This window comes from Alphaproteobacteria bacterium (genome assembly GCA_016124955.1).
Taxonomy (GTDB): Bacteria; Pseudomonadota; Alphaproteobacteria; order UBA9219; family RFNS01; genus RI-461.
In genome coordinates, this window is the sequence record WGMR01000007.1 from 196,585 (window position 1) to 212,645 (window position 16,061).

A 16,061-nucleotide genomic window follows, 5' to 3' on the forward strand; every position below is an offset into this window, starting at 1 on the left:
ATCGTTTGCGTACAACCCATGGACACGCCTGAAATCGCGCTCAAAATCTTCCAGCCGCACGCCTTCGTGCTGCCGAACATCCTGTTCGTGTTCGGGCTGTTCCTGATCCTTGGCGTGCTGGGCGCGATCGTGGCGCACAGGGCGCGCTGGCTGCCGGTCATCACCGCCTTCATGCTGCTTGGCGTATTCATCGGGCCAAGCGGGATCAGCCTGATTACGGCTGACATATTGAAGGAATCGCGCGTGATCATCGATGTCGCGCTCGGCCTCATACTCTATAAACTGGGCAGCGATGTGCAGCTGCGGCACATGTTGCGCTCCACGCCGGTATGGCGCACGGCATTGACCGAGGCTGCCTTTACCTTCATATGCGTGCTCGCGGCCATGATCGCCTTCGGCTACAGCATGCTGGTGGGCGCGCTGGTTGCCGCGATCGGGGTTTCGTCCTCGCCCGCCGTGCTTGTGCACGTAGCCGACGAAATGCAGGCACGCGGGCCGATCATCCACCGCGCCAAGGCGCTCGTGACTTTGAACAACGTGCTGGCGTTCTTCCTGTTTTCCCTGCTTTTGCCGTTCGCGCTCGGCGGGCATGATCTGAACTGGTATAGCGTGCTCGGCATTCCGCTCTACAGGGCATTTGGCGCCATGGCGATCAGCCTCGCGATCGCTTTCTTCATGGAGCGTATCGACCGCGCGCTTAACAAGGAAGACCAGCATTACCGTTTTGCGCTGATCATCGGCGGCATTACCGTGACGCTTGGTCTTTCCGCGATGTTCGAGGTTTCCTCGCTGTTCGCGGCGCTGATGCTCGGCATCTTTACGCGCTGGTTCGAACCGCAGCGCAACGGCCTTTCGACCATCGAATTCGGCTCCAGCGCCGATATTTTCTTCATCGTACTGTTCGTGATGGCGGGCGCCAACCTGCATGTGAAGGAACTGATGACCGTAGGCGCCGCCGCGCTTGTGGTTTCCATTATCCGTTCGCTCGCGAAATACAGCGCGTTGCTTCTTAACCGCGGGGAACCGCGCCGCGATCATCGCGAAACCGTTGCGCTCAGTTTCATGCTGATGCCGATGGCGGCGCTGGCGATCGGGCTTGCGCAAACTTTACAAATGCTTGCGCCCGAAGCCGGCAGCAAAGTTGTGACCGTGATTTTCGCCATGGTCGCGATCCTTGAAACCGCGGGTCCGTTCGCGGTCAATTACGCCATACGCATGACGGGGGAAAGCCCGTTCTACCGCCGCGGCGGCGCGAAGGCCGAAACGCCGGAAGGCGCCGCGGCAGAGCCGGAAACGGCCGTTATTCCGCCTGCCGGGTCTGCCGGCGCAACCGATAAATAAGCCGGCAGTTTATTGCGCAAGTCCCTATGGGGCAGCAGGGCAGGCGGAAGGTTATGTCCGCGCCGGCCTGTATTTTTTGTAGAAATATTTTGCCGCAAAACAGAGAATTACAGGTGCAGCGATGGCCGCGCCGTTGGCAGCCACAAGCGCAATATAGGCAAACACCAAGGCGATACCCAGCAGCACGCTAACAAGAACCAGTTTCATAAAAAGGATGATCGCTTTTCTATACAGACCGTCGGTTTTTTCCATGCGCCAGCGCCGCATGAAATAGAGGCATCCCGCTGCCAGCAAAGCCAGAGGTGTGGTAACAACAAGCACGCGCTGCATTTGCCAGACGGCGGCTATGAAGCCTATGGGTGCCATCAGATAGTTGATTGAAACTTCAAAGCCGGCCATTTCCGGCTTGGCGTAGTCCGGATATGCCGGGCCGCTTTCCGGCAGTTTGGGCGGGTCCTTGATCATCGCTTCGGGGTTCAGGCTCAGGACGATGAGCGGGATGGTTCCGGTCGGGTCGAACAAAAAGCCCCAGCAGAAATTGATATGCGGGCAGAAACCGGAGGCCTGTGTCACCGGAAAAGTCGTGGCGCTGAAGCCGCCGTTCGGGTGGCGCATGACGATGCTGACCGGGTCGGCGGCAAATATGCCGTCGCCGAACCAACCCTGCATTTTGTATGCATTGCCTTCATAGGAAACCGGGCCGGAAAAATCTACAAAGTAAGGGCTATGGGCCTGCGCGGCGGCGGGCACAAGGCAAAGCGCGCAGGCAAGCAGGATTGCGCGCAGCAAAAAACCCGCCCCCCGGTAACGGGGGGCGGGTTTCGTTATTGCGTAAAGCGTCAACTTACTTGTTGCCGACGGCTTCCTTGAGTTCCTTCGCCGCGCGGAAGGCAATCTTCTTCTTCGCGGGGATCGAGATGGCTTCGCCGGTCGCCGGGTTGCGGCCCATGCGGGCGGCGCGCTTGCGGACCTGCAGGATGCCGAGGCCGGCCATACGGATACGGTTGCCCTTCTTCAGGTTCTTTACGACATGGGTCACCAGATCGTCCATGATCTGGTTCGCCTGCTTCTTCGACAGCTCATGCTTGTCAGCGAGGTCAGCCGCGATGTGCTTGAGCGTGACGGTGGGTTGCGTTGCAGCCATTGTTCTACCTTCCTTATGTTGTGCCCCGCGCGGGAACATTCCCGGCGGCGGCGTTGTTGCGTCTAAACCAACAAGTGGGCCAAGGTTAAGCCAATTTGTGCAATTGGCAAGCGGGTTTTTATGCTTCGGGTGCATAAAAATGCAGGTTTAACGGGCCTTCCCGGCCCGTTTATCCACAGGGGGGCATGATGGCGGCGGGCGTAACCGTGTGGTGCTTGCCTCTTTCCGGGGGCTGCGTAGCACTGCTAGTCTGCAACCGAGGAAAGGCGCAAATAAGGATAAATGCTTGAAAATAGCGGTACTTAACGTTGATGACTGTTATCTGACCGAGGGCCATGTTGCCCGGCTGCATAAACTCGGCGAGCTTCTGCTTTATAAAGACACAGCAGGAGAAGATGCCGCCATCGCGCGGTTGCAGGGTGTTAACATCGCCCTGGTCAGCCCCTACCGCGTTCGGCCAACAGCTTCGCTTTTCGCACACACGCCGGATCTGAAATATCTATGCGTCAATGCCACAGGCACGAACCTTGTCGATATCGAAGCTGCTACGGCGCGTGACATCAAAATCGGCAACACGCCGGGTTATTCCACCGAAGCGGTGGCGGAACACGTGTTCGCGCTGGCGCAAGCGGTGATGCGCAAATTGGTGGTGGCTGACGGGTTGATCCGCGGCGGGTTGTTCGGCGCCGAGCCGAGCGAGCGTGTGGCAGCGCTGCCGCTTGGCACCGGGCTTGCCGGAAAAACTTTTGGTATTTATGGGTTGGGCGCAATCGGGCAGCATGCCGCGAAAATCGCGCAGGGCTTTGGCATGCAGGTGATTGCCTGCACGCGTACGCCCAAAAATATTCCGGGCGTGCGGGAAGTGGATTTCGATACGCTCTTGCACGAAGCGGACGTGTTATCACTCCACGCACCGCTAACGCCGGAAACAACAGGCTTGATCGACGGCAAGGCGCTGGCAAAGATGAAGCCTACGGCCGTGCTTATCAACACCGCGCGCGGTCCGCAGGTGGATACGGAAGATTTGATTGCCGCGCTCAAGCAGGGGCGCATCGCCGGGGCCGGGCTGGACCTGCTGGCCAAATGGGCAAACGAAAGCCCGCTTTATGCAATGGAAAATGTAGTGCTGACGCCGCATGTGGCGTGGTTTACCAAAGAAGCGCTCGGTCGCATGGCGGACGTGCTGACAGGCAATGTCGAAGCCTTTGTTGCCGGCCGTCCCGTGAATATCGTGAACTGAGGAGAAGGCCATGGTTACGGCAGCAAGACTTGTTTTATTTCTCATTTGCGCGCTGATCGCGCAACCTGCGCAGGCGCACAGCTATAAGCATGGCGCGATCAGCATCGGCCATGTCTGGGCCCGCGTGACAGGCGCGACCGGCGCGGTCTATCTGCCGCTTTTGAACGGCGGCGCGGAGCCCGATGCGCTGACGGGCGCAAGCACGCCCGCCGCGGCGGAAGCTTCGCTGCACGAAGTGATCAAGGATGGCGATATCGCGCGCATGCGGGAAGTGCAGGAAATCCCGCTTTTGCCGGGCAAGCCCGTGGCGCTGCGGCCCGGCGGCAGGCATATTATGCTTTTTGACGTGCGGCAGGCCTACAAGGCGGGCGATACTTTCCCGCTTACGTTGCATTTCGCGCAAGCGGGGGAAGCCGTGGTCGAGGTGCATGTGCAGAACGGGCCGCAGGAACATCACGCCGACTAACGCGACAATGGCCCTTCGTCCGCCGCCGCCCTTGTGTGCCGGGCGGAATGCTTTAAGCTGGAGCGCGCATGCTCGCCAGCGTCTATAACATTCTCGTAACCTACCATCAGGCCTTTTTTGCGGGGCTGCTGGTGACGCTCAAGCTTTCCCTCATTGTCTGGGGCGTCGGCATTTCGCTCGGCGCCGTGCTCGGCTACATGGGCTGGCGCCACCCCGCCACGGTGGGCATGCCTTCGCGCATCGCCTCCTTCGTTCTTGGCGGCATTCCGATTCTCGTATTCCTGTTCTGGCTGCACTACCCGGCGCAGGCGGTGATGAATGTGGTGATCGACCCGTTCTATACTGCGGCTTTTACTTTTACGGTTATCAATGTTTTTGCGGTGGCCGATCTTGTGCGCGTGGCCTGCGCCGATTTTCCGCAGCAATATATTCTGGCTGCGCGGGTTTCGGGCATGACCGGCAAGCAGATTGCCTGGAAGATCCAGCTGCCGCTTTTGGTGCAACAATTGTTGCCCGGATTGATGCTTTTGCAGGTGACGATGCTGCATGTGACGCTTTTCGCCTCGCTTATATCGGTCGATGAGCTGTTCCGCGCCGCGCAGCGTATCAATGCCATGATCTACAAGCCGGTTGAAATTTACACCGCGCTCGGGCTTTTTTTCCTTGCCGTCTGTCTGCCGATCAACGGGCTTGCGCTTGCGCTGCGTAAAAAATTCGGCCGTAATCTTTCGGAACATTGACGCATGCTCGAAGCGCGTAATATCAGCAAGGCCTTTGGCGAGCGAGCCATCCTGGATGACGTATCGCTCAAGATCGCGCCGGGCACCATCACCGCCGTGATCGGGTCCAGCGGCACCGGCAAAACCACGTTCTTGCGTTCGCTTGCGCTGATCGACCCGCCTGACAAGGGCATGATTGCGGTGGACGGCAAGCAATATGTTTTCCCGTGGACGACCGATCAGCCGCTCACGCCGCCATATCCGGATCTGACCGTGGTTTTCCAGCAATTGTTCCTGTGGCCGCATCTGACGATACGGCAAAACATTATGCTGGCGACCGAAAACCGCAAGGGCATCGATGCCGCCCGCGACCTTGCGGAGCTGAACGAGCTTTTGGGTATGGAAGCGTTCCTTGACCGCTACCCGAATGAAGTTTCGATCGGCCAGCGGCAGCGGGCGGCGCTGGCGCGTGCCGTGATCTTGCGCCCCAAATACATGATGTGCGACGAGATCACTTCGGCGCTCGATATTGAACAGGTGGGCGTGATCCTCGGGCATCTCGCGAAACTGAAGGAACGCGGCATCGGCATGATGCTGATTACGCACCAGATCAACTTTGCCCGGCGCAGCGCCGATAACATCGTGTTCATCGATGCCGGAAAAATCGTGGCGCAGGGCGGGCCCGAGATTATTGACAATCCGCCGCATCCGCGGCTCGCGCAGTTTCTCAGTGCGGCGGAGCTGGCGCGCTAGCATTCGGCTTGGGCGGTGCCGGCTTGCCGCGTGTGGCATGGCGCAACATCTTGCCCGGCATCCAGCTAAAGGCCTGCATCAGTTCCAGCGCCCCGGCTGTGCGCGCGGCCTGGATTTCCTTGCGTTTCCCGAGCATCGGTTTGATTCCGCGCACCGCGTCGCGCAGAGCGCGCAGTACGGCCCCGCCATTGCCGCCCAGCACATGACGCAGCGCAAGGGTGGCGATGGCGAGTATGTGGAACGGCAGCAGCAGCGCGAACAGCGGTTGCGGCATGTTCTTCACGAATATCCAAACCAGATTGCGCAGCCCGTGATAGACCGCAAAATCGCTTTTCTTGCTATTGTCGCCGCTTGATGCGCCGCCGACATGCGCCACGGCGGCGTGCGCGAGCTGGATGCAGTATTGACCGCGCAAACGCATGCGGAAACCAAGGTCGCCATCCTCGCCATAACAAAAATAATCCTCGTCGAAACCGCCAAGCGCGCGGAACATATCGAGCCGGTAAAAAGCCGCGCCGCCGCAGGGAGAGAATACTTCGGCATCTTCAAGGTTTTCCGGTATCGGAAAGCCGTGCCCGGTGCGCCACGCAAGACCGAAGGCGTGATAGGCATCGCCCAGCCCGTCGCCGATATCGGGGCGGGCTGCGTCGCGCTGCAGCGAACCGAACATCGCGCAATGCGGATATTTTTTCAAAGCGTGCGTGAAGTGTTCGAGCCAGTGCGCGCCCGCAAAGGCATCCGGGTTTAGGGTCGCAAGCCAGCGCACGCCATCACCCGTGCCCTTGGCCGCAAGGTTGTTGGCGGCCGCGAAGCCGATATTCTTGCCCGGCCTGATTACGCGTACCGGCACGCTGAGCCGCGACGCGAGTTCATCGACACGCGTGGTCAGGCCGTTTTCGACGATCACCACTTCGAAATCGCGGAAGGTCTGTTTTTCGAGGCTGTCGATGCACCGCTCAAGCGTGGGGTCGCTGCGGTAGGTTACAATCGCGACACAGATAAGGGGCATGAAAGGAACGCGTTTACGGAAAACCGGTGAACTGCTGCCAAAATTATAGCTTCATGGCGCATGGGCTGTCACGCAATGTTTGCGGCGCCCGCCGGCAAATCGTGATTTCTAGGAGGCGTGCAGCAATTCGCGGTAAATGGCGGCTACATGGTCCCAATGCCACATATTGGCGGCGAAGGACGCCAGCTCGGCGCGCCTTTGCGCCGTGGCCGGACCGCCGGAAAGATTGCCGGTGATGGCGGTTTCCCATAATTTTGCCGTTGCCGCCACATGGCTGATATCGACCGGCAGGGTTGTAAAATACCCCCGCGCGGCATAGCTGCCGCTGGCCGCATCTTCGCTGCACACCACGGGCAAGCCGCAAGCCATCGCTTCCTGCACCACCAGCGGAAAACCTTCGCCCACACTGGGGAGCACGAGAAAATCGGCCAGCTGATAAAGCCTTGCAAGCGCGCCCTGGCCGATATTATGCCAGGTAAGCACGTTGCGGTGTTGCCATCGCGCCGGATCGAGCGTGCTGCCACGTCCGGCGCCCGCGCCCGCGAACACCCAATTGATATGCGTCATCTTGCGCGCAAGTTCGTGCAACACCGGCAAACCTTTGCGCGCGACGAAGCGCCCGACATAAAGCGCCACCGGCTGATCGGGGTCGAGGTTGTGCGCGATGCGCAGCCGTTCCCGTTCGGCATCGTCCACGGGGCGGAAGATCGTGCTATCGACCCCGTTCGGCACCATGCGGGCATGCGGCAGCGATGCACGGGCGCGGAAAAACTCGGCCACAAAATCGCTGATGAACACGACGTGGTCTGCAAAGCGCAGCATAGGCGTGCTGACAAGGTAAAGCAGCATAGGCAGCAATGCGCGCAGCGTGACGCTGCGGAAGGGGCAAGGCCCGGTATGCTGCGTGATCAGGATCGGCTTTTTGAAATGCCGTGCGGCGAAATAAGCGACGATATTGCCGATATACAGCGTATCGTGCAGCCACACGGCATCGTGCACTTCGACCGCACGCCACAGTTCTTTCAGCGAATCCAGCGACCAAAGCGGCACCGGTAACCCGCTCGTGCGTTCGATAAAATTGTTGGTGCGCATCGGCATCGGTTTTACGCCGGGGATCGCGGGCGGCGCATCGCAATCGCTCGCGGCCCACGTGAAATGCGTATCGGGCGCGGCCAGCATTTCCTGCAGCTTCGCCGCCACACGCTCGATCCCGCCGCCGTGGCCGGGGTAATAGTGGGTGACGGTGAGGATGTTTTTCACAGACAGCATTTTTGCATCGCTTCAATCGCTTCGTGCTGCATGCGCAACACCTCGAACCCGTCGGCGGCGGCAATGCCCGCGGGTTCCGCGCCGTCATGGATCGCATCACCGAAACGGGCGAATACTTCGTTATTTCCGTAATCGAGCCGCCATGTGAGATAGGCGAGCCCGTTCGGGATATGCTGCAGCCAGTGTTGCAGCCCCACGGCCATGCTGGTGCGCAGGATGTTGCTTGCGGCATGGGTATTGTCGTTGGGCAGACGGATGTAGATATCGCGGAAGATATCGATCAAGGCCAGCGCATTTTCGCCGTACACGCCAATAAACCATTCGCTGACCGGGCTTTCAAAATTGCAGGAAACCGTGACCGGCACGCCCGCGTGGTTGCGGTAAACCAGTTCGGCCGCGGCGGGGGTTGCGCCGCCGCGCGAAGCTTCAAGGCAATGCGCATGCAAAAGCAGCAAGGGCCCGCCCGCCAGTTTGCGCAGCAGGTAAAAGAAATGCGGGCTTTCATCATAGAACAGGCCGAAGGGCAGGTCCTGGTACCAGGAAGGCAGGCGCCGCCGCGGGTTACCGAGCTGGGTTGCGGCGATGCGCCGGACCGTGCCGATGCGCCCGCGCGCCACATCGCGCGCATAGGCGCGCATAGCCTTGCTGAACTGGAAATTATGCATGACCGCGAGCGTCTTGCCCGCCGCGCGCGCGGTTTCCTGCATGCGTTCGCCTTCGGCGATATTCATGGCGAAGGGCTTCTCGGTTAAAACATGCTTGCCGCGCGCGAGCGCGGCGCAGGCCATTTCGGCATGGGCGAAAGGCGCGGTGCCGATGGTGACGGCATCGATATCGTCCAGCCACGGCACGAGCCCGAGATCGTGCGTGATGGCGACGCGGTGCAGGTTATAGCGCGCCGCCACTTCCTGCGCCGCCTTGCCGTTGCGGTCGATTACGCCCATCAGCCGGAAAGAAGGATTGCGGAGCAGCGCAGGTATGTGGCGGTGCCGGGTGACCCAGCCGAGGCCTATGGCAGCGACGCGGATGGGCCGGTCGGCGCCCACGGGCTATTGCTCCAGCGCGATCGGGTCGATACCCGCGTCGGCTGCGATGGCGGCGTTGACGGAAGCGCCATCGAGCTTCTTGCCGTCGCCGTCCTTGATGGCGCGGGCACAGGCCTGATCGAGCGCGAGGATGGATTTATCGGGGTTGTTGCGGTTGCGGATGAAGCGGTCGGTCAACTTGGCGATGCGTTCGCAATCCTTGTCGGCGATCGTGATGTTGTAATATTTTTCGAAATTGCGCTTCATGTTGATCAGGATGCTGACGGTTTGTTTCACGTCCGGCTGCTCCAGAACAATCTTCTGGAAACGGCGATCGACGGCGGGATCGAGCTTCACATAATCTTCGTATTCTTCCCGCGTGGTGGCGCCCACCACATAGATATCGCCGGTGGTCAGATAGGGTTTCATCAAATCGGCGACGCCGGCGGCGGACGAGCTTTTGAAAGCGACCGTGAGCTGGTGGAATTCGTCGATACAGAAAATAATCGGCGGCAATTCGCGGGTTGCGTTGCGTTCGGCCACGCCCTTGACGATCGGCATCAGCCTTCCTTCAAGATCGGCGCGCGACGTGGACCCGGCGCCGACCATCGACATTTCAAGTTCAATGATGCGCGCGCCCTTGAGCGGCCCCGGCACCTTGTTGTTATTGATAAGCTGCGCGAGGCCGATGAACAAAGCGGTTTTGCCCACCCCCGCGCCGCCGAGCAACAGGACGTTTTTGCGCAGACGTTGCAGCAGGATAAGAACCATTTTATCGATTTCCTCATCCCGGTTCGAGATGGGATCGAACTTGCCCGCCTTGTCGGCCGCGGTAATATCGCGCGTGTAGCGGTGGATCAGATCGTCAAGCTCCTGATCGCCGATGGAAAAGCGTTTCTTTGCGGTCATGCCCGGTTTCCTTCCCTTCGCATCATAAGCCCGATTCCCAGTAATGCCAAAAACATCGCGGCCACGGTGGCTATGCCGTGGCGGGAAAACCATGTCGGTGCAATCGGGGCGGGCAGGGCGCTATCGATCACCCCGGCCGTATTCAGCGGCAGGCTGCCGACAATATTGCCATAAGCGTCCACCACCGCCGAAATGCCGGTATTGGCGGCGCGGATCAGCGGCAGGCCTTCTTCCACTGCGCGCACGCGGGCGATGGCAAGATGCTGGCGCGGGCCCGATGTATCGCCGTACCAGGCATCGTTCGTGACATTAAGCAGGAAGGCGGGCCGCCCGCCCGCCCCCGTCACGGCGCCCGGGAATATCACTTCGTAGCAAATGAGCGGGCTGAAAGGCGGCAAACCGGCCACGCGCATGGTCCGGCGGCCCGGCCCGGCGGCAAAATCGCCAATCCCGCCCGCGGCGGCAGCGATGGCCGGAATGGCACGCAGCGGCACATATTCCCCGAACGGCACAAGGTGGCTTTTATCGTAGGTGGCCATCGTATCGCCATCCGGGCCGATGGCGGCGAGGGAGTTAAAATAATCCGCCTGCCCGCCATTTTGCTGCAACCGTACGGTGCCGGTCAGCAGCACCGCGCCCGGGGGCAAGGCCTGGGCGATCTGGCTTTGCCGGGTGCGGTCCTGCGCCAGCATGTATTGCGTTGCGGTTTCCGGCCATATGATATGCGTGGGCGCGAATAAATCGTTTTTTTGCGCCGAGAGCTGCAGCAATTCGCCGAAATTTTGTTCGCGCCGCGCGGCATCGAGCCGCAGAACCTGCCCCTGGTTCGGTTGCACGATGCGCAGCCGCACATCGAGCACGGTATCGTTCGGCACATCAAGCAGCCGCCAGCTGCCCCAGCAACCGAATATGATCAACGGCAACGCGATGGTCGCCGCCAGCGTAAAATGAAGAACGTTCTTTTGCGCAAGCAAGGCGGGCAAGGCGCATAGCAGCAAGGTAATGAGCGTCAGGCCGTAAATACCGGTCACGGACGCAAGCTGCATCACCGGCCACAACCCGCTCCAGCCATAACCGAACAGGTTCCACGGGAAGCCGCTGAAAGACGTGCCGCGCGCCAGCTCGGCCAGAAAGAACAGCAGCGCGAACAGAATAACGCCGGCCGGGCCGCGCCACGCCGCCGCCCGCCACGCCGCGGCGGCGATACCGTAAAACAGCGCGAGCACCGCGGGCAGCACCAGCGCCGCAAACGGCACCAGCCAGCCGAATTTCTCGGCGTCCGTCAGCAGCGCGAAGCTGATCCAATAAAGGCCGCAAGTGAAATAGGCGAACATGAAAAGCCAGCCGACGAAGAACGCCCCGCGCAAACGCCGCGTGCCGCTGAGCATCCAGACGAGGCAGGGGAAGGTGACAAACAGAATGGGAATGAAATTGACCGGCGGCATCGCCAGCGCCGAAAGCGCGCCCGCCGAAAGCGCGAGCAAAATGCGGCGCCAGCCGCGCGCAAGGCTGATGGATTGAGCGGTAGCGGTGAGAGAGGACATGGGCTTCTGTCTGGCGGGTTGGTGCCCGCCCAGTTTAGCCATTCCGTGCGGCCCGCGCCAGCTTTCGCTGGCAACGCAAAACCGTCAGGCTGCCTTCGCCGCAAGGCCGCGCAGCACATAGTGCAAAATGCCGCCATGTTTGAAGTAATCGACCTCGTCGAGCGTATCGATACGGCTGCGCAACTTCACCTCGTCCGTTGTGCCATCGGCGCGGCGGACGACAAGCGTGATTTCCATGCGCGGCTTGATCGCGCCGGCAAAGCCGCCGAGATCGAAGGTTTCGCCGCCCGTGAGCTTGAGGTTGGCCCGCGTCATGCCGCCCGTAAATTCGAGCGGCAGCACGCCCATGCCGACAAGGTTGGAACGGTGGATACGCTCGAAGCTTTCGGCAACGACCGCCCGCACGCCCAGAAGGCGCGTGCCCTTGGCGGCCCAGTCGCGGCTCGAGCCCGTGCCGTATTCCTTGCCCGCCACCACAATCAGCGGCACGCCGTCTTTCATGTAACGCATGGCGACGTCATAGATCGTCATCGCTTCGCCGGACGGGAAATGCTTGGTGTTGCCGCCTTCGGGCACAACCATGTTGCCGTCGGAGGCGTTTTCGGCCATCAGCTCGTTTTTGATGCGGATGTTGGCGAAAGTGCCGCGCATCATCACTTCATGGTTGCCGCGCCGCGCGCCGTAGGAATTAAAATCGGCGGCCTGCACGCCATGATCCGTAAGGTAGCTGCCCGCGGGGCTGGTTTTCTTGATGTTACCGGCGGGGGATATGTGGTCGGTCGTGATGCTGTCGCCGAACAGCGCGAGCAGCCGCGCGCCCTTGATATCGTTCAGCGGCGCGGGTGCCACGCCCATGCCGTCGAAGATGGGCGGCAGGCGCACATAGGTGGAAGCATCTTCCCACGCATAGACCTTGCCGGTGGCGGTGGCGATGCTGCTCCATTCCTTCGGGCCCTTGAATACATTGGCGTAGCGCGAACGGAACATTTCCTGCGTCAACGCCTGTTTGACCGCGGCGTTGATGTCCGCGAGGCTGGGCCAGATATCCTTCAGGTAAACCGGGTTGCCGTCCTTGCCGGTGCCGAGCGGATCCTTGGTGATATCGATCGCCATGTTGCCCGCAAGCGCGTAGGCGACAACAAGCGGCGGCGAAGCAAGATAGTTGGCCTTGGTTTGCGGGTTGACGCGGCCTTCGAAATTGCGGTTGCCGGAAAGCACGGCGCAGGCGGTCAGATCGCCTTCCGTGATCGCCTTGCTGATGTTTTCGGGAAGGGGCCCCGAATTGCCGATGCAGGTCGTGCAGCCATAGCCGACAAGGTTGAAGCCGATGGCATCGAGATCGCCTTGCAGGTTTGCCTTTTCAAGGTAATCGGTCACCACCTGGCTGCCGGGCGCGAGCGAGGTTTTCACCCACGGCTTGACGGTAAGGCCGCGCGCCCGCGCGTTGCGCGCGACAAGGCCGGCGGCGACCATCACGCTCGGGTTCGATGTGTTGGTGCATGATGTAATGGCGGCGATCACGACATCGCCATGCTTCAGGTCGAAGTTCGTGCCTTCGACCGCGATTTTCTTGCCGCGCAGCTCGGGCGTGACCTTGAAGCTCGGCAGTTCCTTTTCAAATTCCGTCGCGGCGGTGGAAAGGGTTACGCGGTCTTGCGGGCGGCGCGGCCCGGCGATCGAGGCTTGCACCGTCGAAAGATCGAGCGAGAGCGTGTCGGTGAAGACGGGATCTGGCGTGCTCGCATCGCGCCACATGCCTTGCGCCTTGGCATAGGCTTCAACAAGCGCGCAGCGGTCAGCCTCGCGGCCGGTGAATTTAAGGTAGTTGATGGTTTCGGCATCGACCGGGAAAATGCCGCAGGTGGCGCCGTATTCGGGCGCCATATTGGCGATGGTCGCGCGGTCGGCCAGCGTCATGCCGTCAAGGCCCGGGCCGTAGAATTCCACAAATTTTCCAACCACGCTTTTTTTGCGCAGCATTTGCGTGACCGTGAGCACAAGGTCGGTCGCGGTCGTGCCTTCGGGCAGGCGGCCGGAAAGCTTGAAGCCGACCACTTCGGGGATCAGCATCGAAACCGGCTGGCCCAGCATGGCCGCTTCGGCTTCGATCCCGCCCACGCCCCATCCGAGCACGGCGAGGCCGTTGATCATGGTTGTGTGGCTATCGGTGCCGACAAGCGTATCGGGGTAGGCGACCGTTTTGCCGTTTTCGGCATCGGTATCGGCCCAGACCACCTGTGCGAGATATTCGAGATTGACCTGGTGGCAGATGCCGGTGCCCGGCGGCACGACACGGAAATTATCGAACGCGTTCTGGCCCCAGCGCAGAAACTTGTAGCGCTCGCCGTTGCGTTCGAATTCGCGCTGCACGTTGACGCCGAACGCCTTGGTGCTGCCGAATTCATCGACCATCACGGAATGGTCGATCACGAGATCGACCGGGCAAAGCGGGTTCACGCGCTGCGGATCGCCGCCCATCTTGATCGCGACTTCGCGCATGGTCGCGAGATCGACCACGGCGGGAACGCCGGTGAAATCCTGCATCAGCACGCGCGCGGGACGGTAGGCGACCTCGGTGTCGCTTTTTTTATCCTTGAGCCAGCCGGCAAGCGCCCTGACATCGTCCACGGTGACCGAACGCCCGTCTTCATAACGCAGCAGGTTTTCAAGCAAAACCTTCAGGCAGAAGGGAAGGCGGCTGATGTCCCCGAGATGCTTTTCCGCCAGCTTGAGGCTGAAATAATCATATGCCTTGCCGGCCGCTTCCAGTGTGGCGCGGGTTTTCAGCGTATCGTGGCCGGTGTGGGTGGGCATGCGGAGCTCCCTTGGCGGTGGCTATAGGCGGCGGGTGGAATAATCCACTATGTTTGATAAGGTAGTTTCCTTGCCAACAGGTTAACGATACCACTATAGATACCGGCAGGGAAATTCGGGGATGCCATGAAACGGTTCTGGCTGCTTGTGCCGCTTGTCGCATGCCTTTACGTGCCGGGCGTAGCGCACGCCGCTTTCATCTATTGCAACCGTTATGCGGAACCGATCGAAGCGGCGCTTGGCTACCGCGAAGGCGGGCAATGGGTTTCCGAAGGCTGGTGGCGGATCGAGCCCGACAAATGCCTGCGGGTTTACGGCCCCGCGCTGTCCGCCCGCTTCTATTTCTATTTCGCCCGCTCGCTCGGCCCCGCGCATCAGGAATGGGGCGGCAAATACCGTTTCTGCACTGACGACAAGCCCTTCCGCATCGAAGGCGATATGGACTGCAATCCTCGCGGCTATCTCGATGCCGGCTTTGCGCAAGCCGATGTAGGCCAGGAAAAGGCCTTTACGCTGGATTTCAACTAAGTATTTGTTATATAATAATATTTTTAAATTTCTCGGATCTGCCTGCGCAGCATTTACGGAAATTTGACCCGTGCTATGGCTGATTCAAATGCAACTATTCCACGGAAATCGTTCGTAATACTTGCAAGAGTCGCTTGCAAGTATTACGGGGACGTATAAGTATTAGTTGCACGCCTTCTATTCCTGCTTTGCATGGGTTTTTTCCGGTGAACACTGACAACCCTGTCCGCGCTACGCCGCCCCAGAAAATGCCCGCCGTTCCGAGCTGGGCCGATCAGGACGAAATGCTTCGTTCGCTCTGGCAGGAAGGCAAACAGCCGGAAGAAATTGCTGAAAAACTGGGCCGTTCGGTAGCGGCTGTGATGACGCGCGCCGCGCGCCTTGGGTTGCCGCGCCGCTTCGCGCCGGGGCGCAAACCAAGCCAGAAGCGGGCTGAAGGGGAAGTAACCCAACCCGGCATGGCCCGCCGTTACACAACCCCCGCTGCAGAAGCCAAGCCGGCTGAACCGATGGTTGAGCGCGTATGCCTGATGTGTTTAACCAAATTTCCATCCGCAGGGCGGCATAACCGTATTTGCAACAGCTGCAAGGATTCGAACGATTACGCAGCCGGCAACCGGCTGCCCGACCTCGACTTTCCGGAGTAAACCGCCATGGCCATCCGCGACGCCGTTCAGACCATTGTTAATCGCAACGCTTATTACCGCGATGGTTACAGGCTTATGCTGCGGCTCAGCATCATCCTCGCGCTCGTTATCCTTGTGCTCACCGGGTCGCTGATCGGCATGATTGTCACCACCAACGTGCAGCATGTGTTTTTCGCCACCACATCGGACGGCCGCATCATGCCGATCGTGCCGCTGAGCGATTCCTTTATCAGCCGCGGCGACCTGGTTTCGTGGGTGGCCGATACAACCAAGCGCGTGATGCAGTTCGGTTACCACGATTACCGCGAACGGCTGCAGGATTCGGCGCAGTATTTCACCGCCGATGGTTGGGAGAGTTTCACCAAATCCGTTTTGAAGGAAGCGCGCATCATTGAAACCATCACCGCGCGGCGTCTCGTTGTCGATGCCGAAATCGATGCCGCGCCCGAAGTGGTGGCCGAAGGCAATAACAACGGCATCTATACATGGGTGGTGCGCGTGCCGATCACGGTCAAATATATGGGCGACAAGGCGCCGGCCGAACAGCGGCTTGATCTGCAGCTGACCATCGTGCGCGTCTCGACGCTCGAACGTTCGAAGGGCATCGGCATCAAGCAATGGATCGCCGCGCCGCGGCAGACGCGTTAACGCCC

General features: G+C 60.3%; 16 protein-coding genes. 8 read left to right on the forward strand and 8 right to left on the reverse strand.

Annotated elements, in window-relative coordinates; all coding sequences use genetic code 11:
• Positions 1-18: 18 nt before the first annotated feature.
• A complete protein-coding gene (locus tag GC131_06840) occupies positions 19-1,341 on the forward strand; it encodes a peptidase (GenBank protein MBI1273782.1) in 1,323 nt (440 codons plus the stop codon).
• Between the two features lie 51 nt (positions 1,342-1,392).
• Here GC131_06840 and GC131_06845 read toward each other — a convergent pair whose 3' ends face one another.
• Both GC131_06845 and GC131_06850 read right to left on the reverse strand, forming a co-directional pair.
• The gene (locus tag GC131_06845; protein MBI1273783.1) at positions 1,393-2,130 is read right to left on the reverse strand and encodes a hypothetical protein; all 738 of its coding nucleotides are present in this window, start codon (positions 2,128-2,130) and stop codon (positions 1,393-1,395) included.
• Between the two features lie 55 nt (positions 2,131-2,185).
• On the reverse strand, positions 2,186-2,485 hold the full coding sequence (locus GC131_06850) for an HU family DNA-binding protein (protein ID MBI1273784.1): 300 nt from the start codon (positions 2,483-2,485) through the stop codon (positions 2,186-2,188).
• A 208-nt stretch (positions 2,486-2,693) separates the two neighbouring features.
• On the opposite strand from GC131_06850, the gene GC131_06855 reads away from it, so the two are divergent.
• The 4 genes from GC131_06855 to GC131_06870 all read left to right on the forward strand — a co-directional run bounded on the left by GC131_06855 (position 2,694) and on the right by GC131_06870 (position 5,663).
• Positions 2,694-3,725, forward strand: coding sequence for a hypothetical protein (locus tag GC131_06855; GenBank protein ID MBI1273785.1), 1,032 nt, complete (start codon positions 2,694-2,696; stop codon positions 3,723-3,725).
• Between the two features lie 10 nt (positions 3,726-3,735).
• On the forward strand, positions 3,736-4,191 hold the full coding sequence (locus GC131_06860; protein ID MBI1273786.1) for a copper chaperone PCu(A)C: 456 nt from the start codon (positions 3,736-3,738) through the stop codon (positions 4,189-4,191).
• Between the two features lie 68 nt (positions 4,192-4,259).
• Positions 4,260-4,931 carry an ABC transporter permease subunit gene (locus GC131_06865; GenBank protein ID MBI1273787.1) on the forward strand — a complete coding sequence of 224 codons (672 nt, stop codon included), beginning with the start codon at positions 4,260-4,262 and terminating at the stop codon, positions 4,929-4,931.
• 3 nt (positions 4,932-4,934) lie between these two features.
• On the forward strand, positions 4,935-5,663 hold the full coding sequence (locus GC131_06870) for an ATP-binding cassette domain-containing protein (GenBank protein MBI1273788.1): 729 nt from the start codon (positions 4,935-4,937) through the stop codon (positions 5,661-5,663).
• Here GC131_06870 and GC131_06875 read toward each other — a convergent pair.
• The 6 genes from GC131_06875 to acnA all read right to left on the reverse strand — a co-directional run bounded on the left by GC131_06875 (position 5,638) and on the right by acnA (position 14,233).
• The gene (locus GC131_06875; GenBank protein MBI1273789.1) at positions 5,638-6,672 is read right to left on the reverse strand and encodes a glycosyltransferase; all 1,035 of its coding nucleotides are present in this window, start codon (positions 6,670-6,672) and stop codon (positions 5,638-5,640) included. The two genes, GC131_06870 and GC131_06875, sit on opposite strands and share 26 nt — an antisense overlap.
• A gap of 108 nt (positions 6,673-6,780) precedes the next feature.
• Positions 6,781-7,941, reverse strand: coding sequence for a glycosyltransferase (locus tag GC131_06880; protein ID MBI1273790.1), 1,161 nt, complete (start codon positions 7,939-7,941; stop codon positions 6,781-6,783).
• On the reverse strand, positions 7,929-8,987 hold the full coding sequence (locus tag GC131_06885) for a gfo/Idh/MocA family oxidoreductase (GenBank protein MBI1273791.1): 1,059 nt from the start codon (positions 8,985-8,987) through the stop codon (positions 7,929-7,931). Before GC131_06885 ends, GC131_06880 begins: the two co-directional genes overlap by 13 nt.
• A 3-nt stretch (positions 8,988-8,990) precedes the next feature.
• Positions 8,991-9,968 (reverse strand): AAA family ATPase, encoded by a 978-nt coding sequence (locus GC131_06890; GenBank protein MBI1273792.1) that lies wholly within the window; start codon positions 9,966-9,968, stop codon positions 8,991-8,993.
• Entirely contained in the window at positions 9,872-11,461 is a 1,590-nt protein-coding gene (gene lnt, locus GC131_06895) for an apolipoprotein N-acyltransferase (GenBank protein ID MBI1273793.1), read from the reverse strand. Before lnt ends, GC131_06890 begins: the two co-directional genes overlap by 97 nt.
• Before the next feature lie 42 nt (positions 11,462-11,503).
• Positions 11,504-14,233: an aconitate hydratase AcnA gene (gene acnA / locus GC131_06900; protein ID MBI1273794.1), complete on the reverse strand. Its 2,730-nt coding sequence runs from the start codon at positions 14,231-14,233 to the stop codon at positions 11,504-11,506.
• Positions 14,234-14,359: 126 nt separating this feature from the next.
• On the opposite strand from acnA, the gene GC131_06905 reads away from it, so the two are divergent.
• The 3 genes from GC131_06905 to GC131_06915 all read left to right on the forward strand — a co-directional run bounded on the left by GC131_06905 (position 14,360) and on the right by GC131_06915 (position 16,056).
• Positions 14,360-14,761, forward strand: a complete 402-nt coding sequence (locus GC131_06905; protein MBI1273795.1) for a DUF1036 domain-containing protein — start codon at positions 14,360-14,362, stop codon at positions 14,759-14,761.
• A gap of 248 nt (positions 14,762-15,009) precedes the next feature.
• Positions 15,010-15,408, forward strand: coding sequence for a hypothetical protein (locus GC131_06910; GenBank protein ID MBI1273796.1), 399 nt, complete (start codon positions 15,010-15,012; stop codon positions 15,406-15,408).
• Between the two features lie 6 nt (positions 15,409-15,414).
• Complete coding sequence (locus GC131_06915) at positions 15,415-16,056, forward strand: type IV secretion protein IcmL (GenBank protein ID MBI1273797.1); 642 nt, start codon at positions 15,415-15,417, stop codon at positions 16,054-16,056.
• Positions 16,057-16,061 lie beyond the last annotated feature (5 nt).

Coding starts and splice junctions, on each gene's coding strand:
- GC131_06850 (MBI1273784.1), bottom strand. CDS start 2,485: ATGGCTGCAACGCAACCCACCGTCACGCTCAAGCACATCGCGGCTGAC.
- GC131_06860 (MBI1273786.1), top strand. CDS start 3,736: ATGGTTACGGCAGCAAGACTTGTTTTATTTCTCATTTGCGCGCTGATC.
- GC131_06865 (MBI1273787.1), top strand. CDS start 4,260: ATGCTCGCCAGCGTCTATAACATTCTCGTAACCTACCATCAGGCCTTT.
- lnt (MBI1273793.1), bottom strand. CDS start 11,461: ATGGCTAAACTGGGCGGGCACCAACCCGCCAGACAGAAGCCCATGTCC.
- acnA (MBI1273794.1), bottom strand. CDS start 14,233: ATGCCCACCCACACCGGCCACGATACGCTGAAAACCCGCGCCACACTG.
- GC131_06915 (MBI1273797.1), top strand. CDS start 15,415: ATGGCCATCCGCGACGCCGTTCAGACCATTGTTAATCGCAACGCTTAT.
- GC131_06840 (MBI1273782.1), top strand. CDS start 19: ATGGACACGCCTGAAATCGCGCTCAAAATCTTCCAGCCGCACGCCTTC.
- GC131_06890 (MBI1273792.1), bottom strand. CDS start 9,968: ATGGTTTTCCCGCCACGGCATAGCCACCGTGGCCGCGATGTTTTTGGC.
- GC131_06880 (MBI1273790.1), bottom strand. CDS start 7,941: ATGCTGTCTGTGAAAAACATCCTCACCGTCACCCACTATTACCCCGGC.
- GC131_06910 (MBI1273796.1), top strand. CDS start 15,010: ATGCCCGCCGTTCCGAGCTGGGCCGATCAGGACGAAATGCTTCGTTCG.
- GC131_06870 (MBI1273788.1), top strand. CDS start 4,935: ATGCTCGAAGCGCGTAATATCAGCAAGGCCTTTGGCGAGCGAGCCATC.
- GC131_06905 (MBI1273795.1), top strand. CDS start 14,360: ATGAAACGGTTCTGGCTGCTTGTGCCGCTTGTCGCATGCCTTTACGTG.
- GC131_06875 (MBI1273789.1), bottom strand. CDS start 6,672: ATGCCCCTTATCTGTGTCGCGATTGTAACCTACCGCAGCGACCCCACG.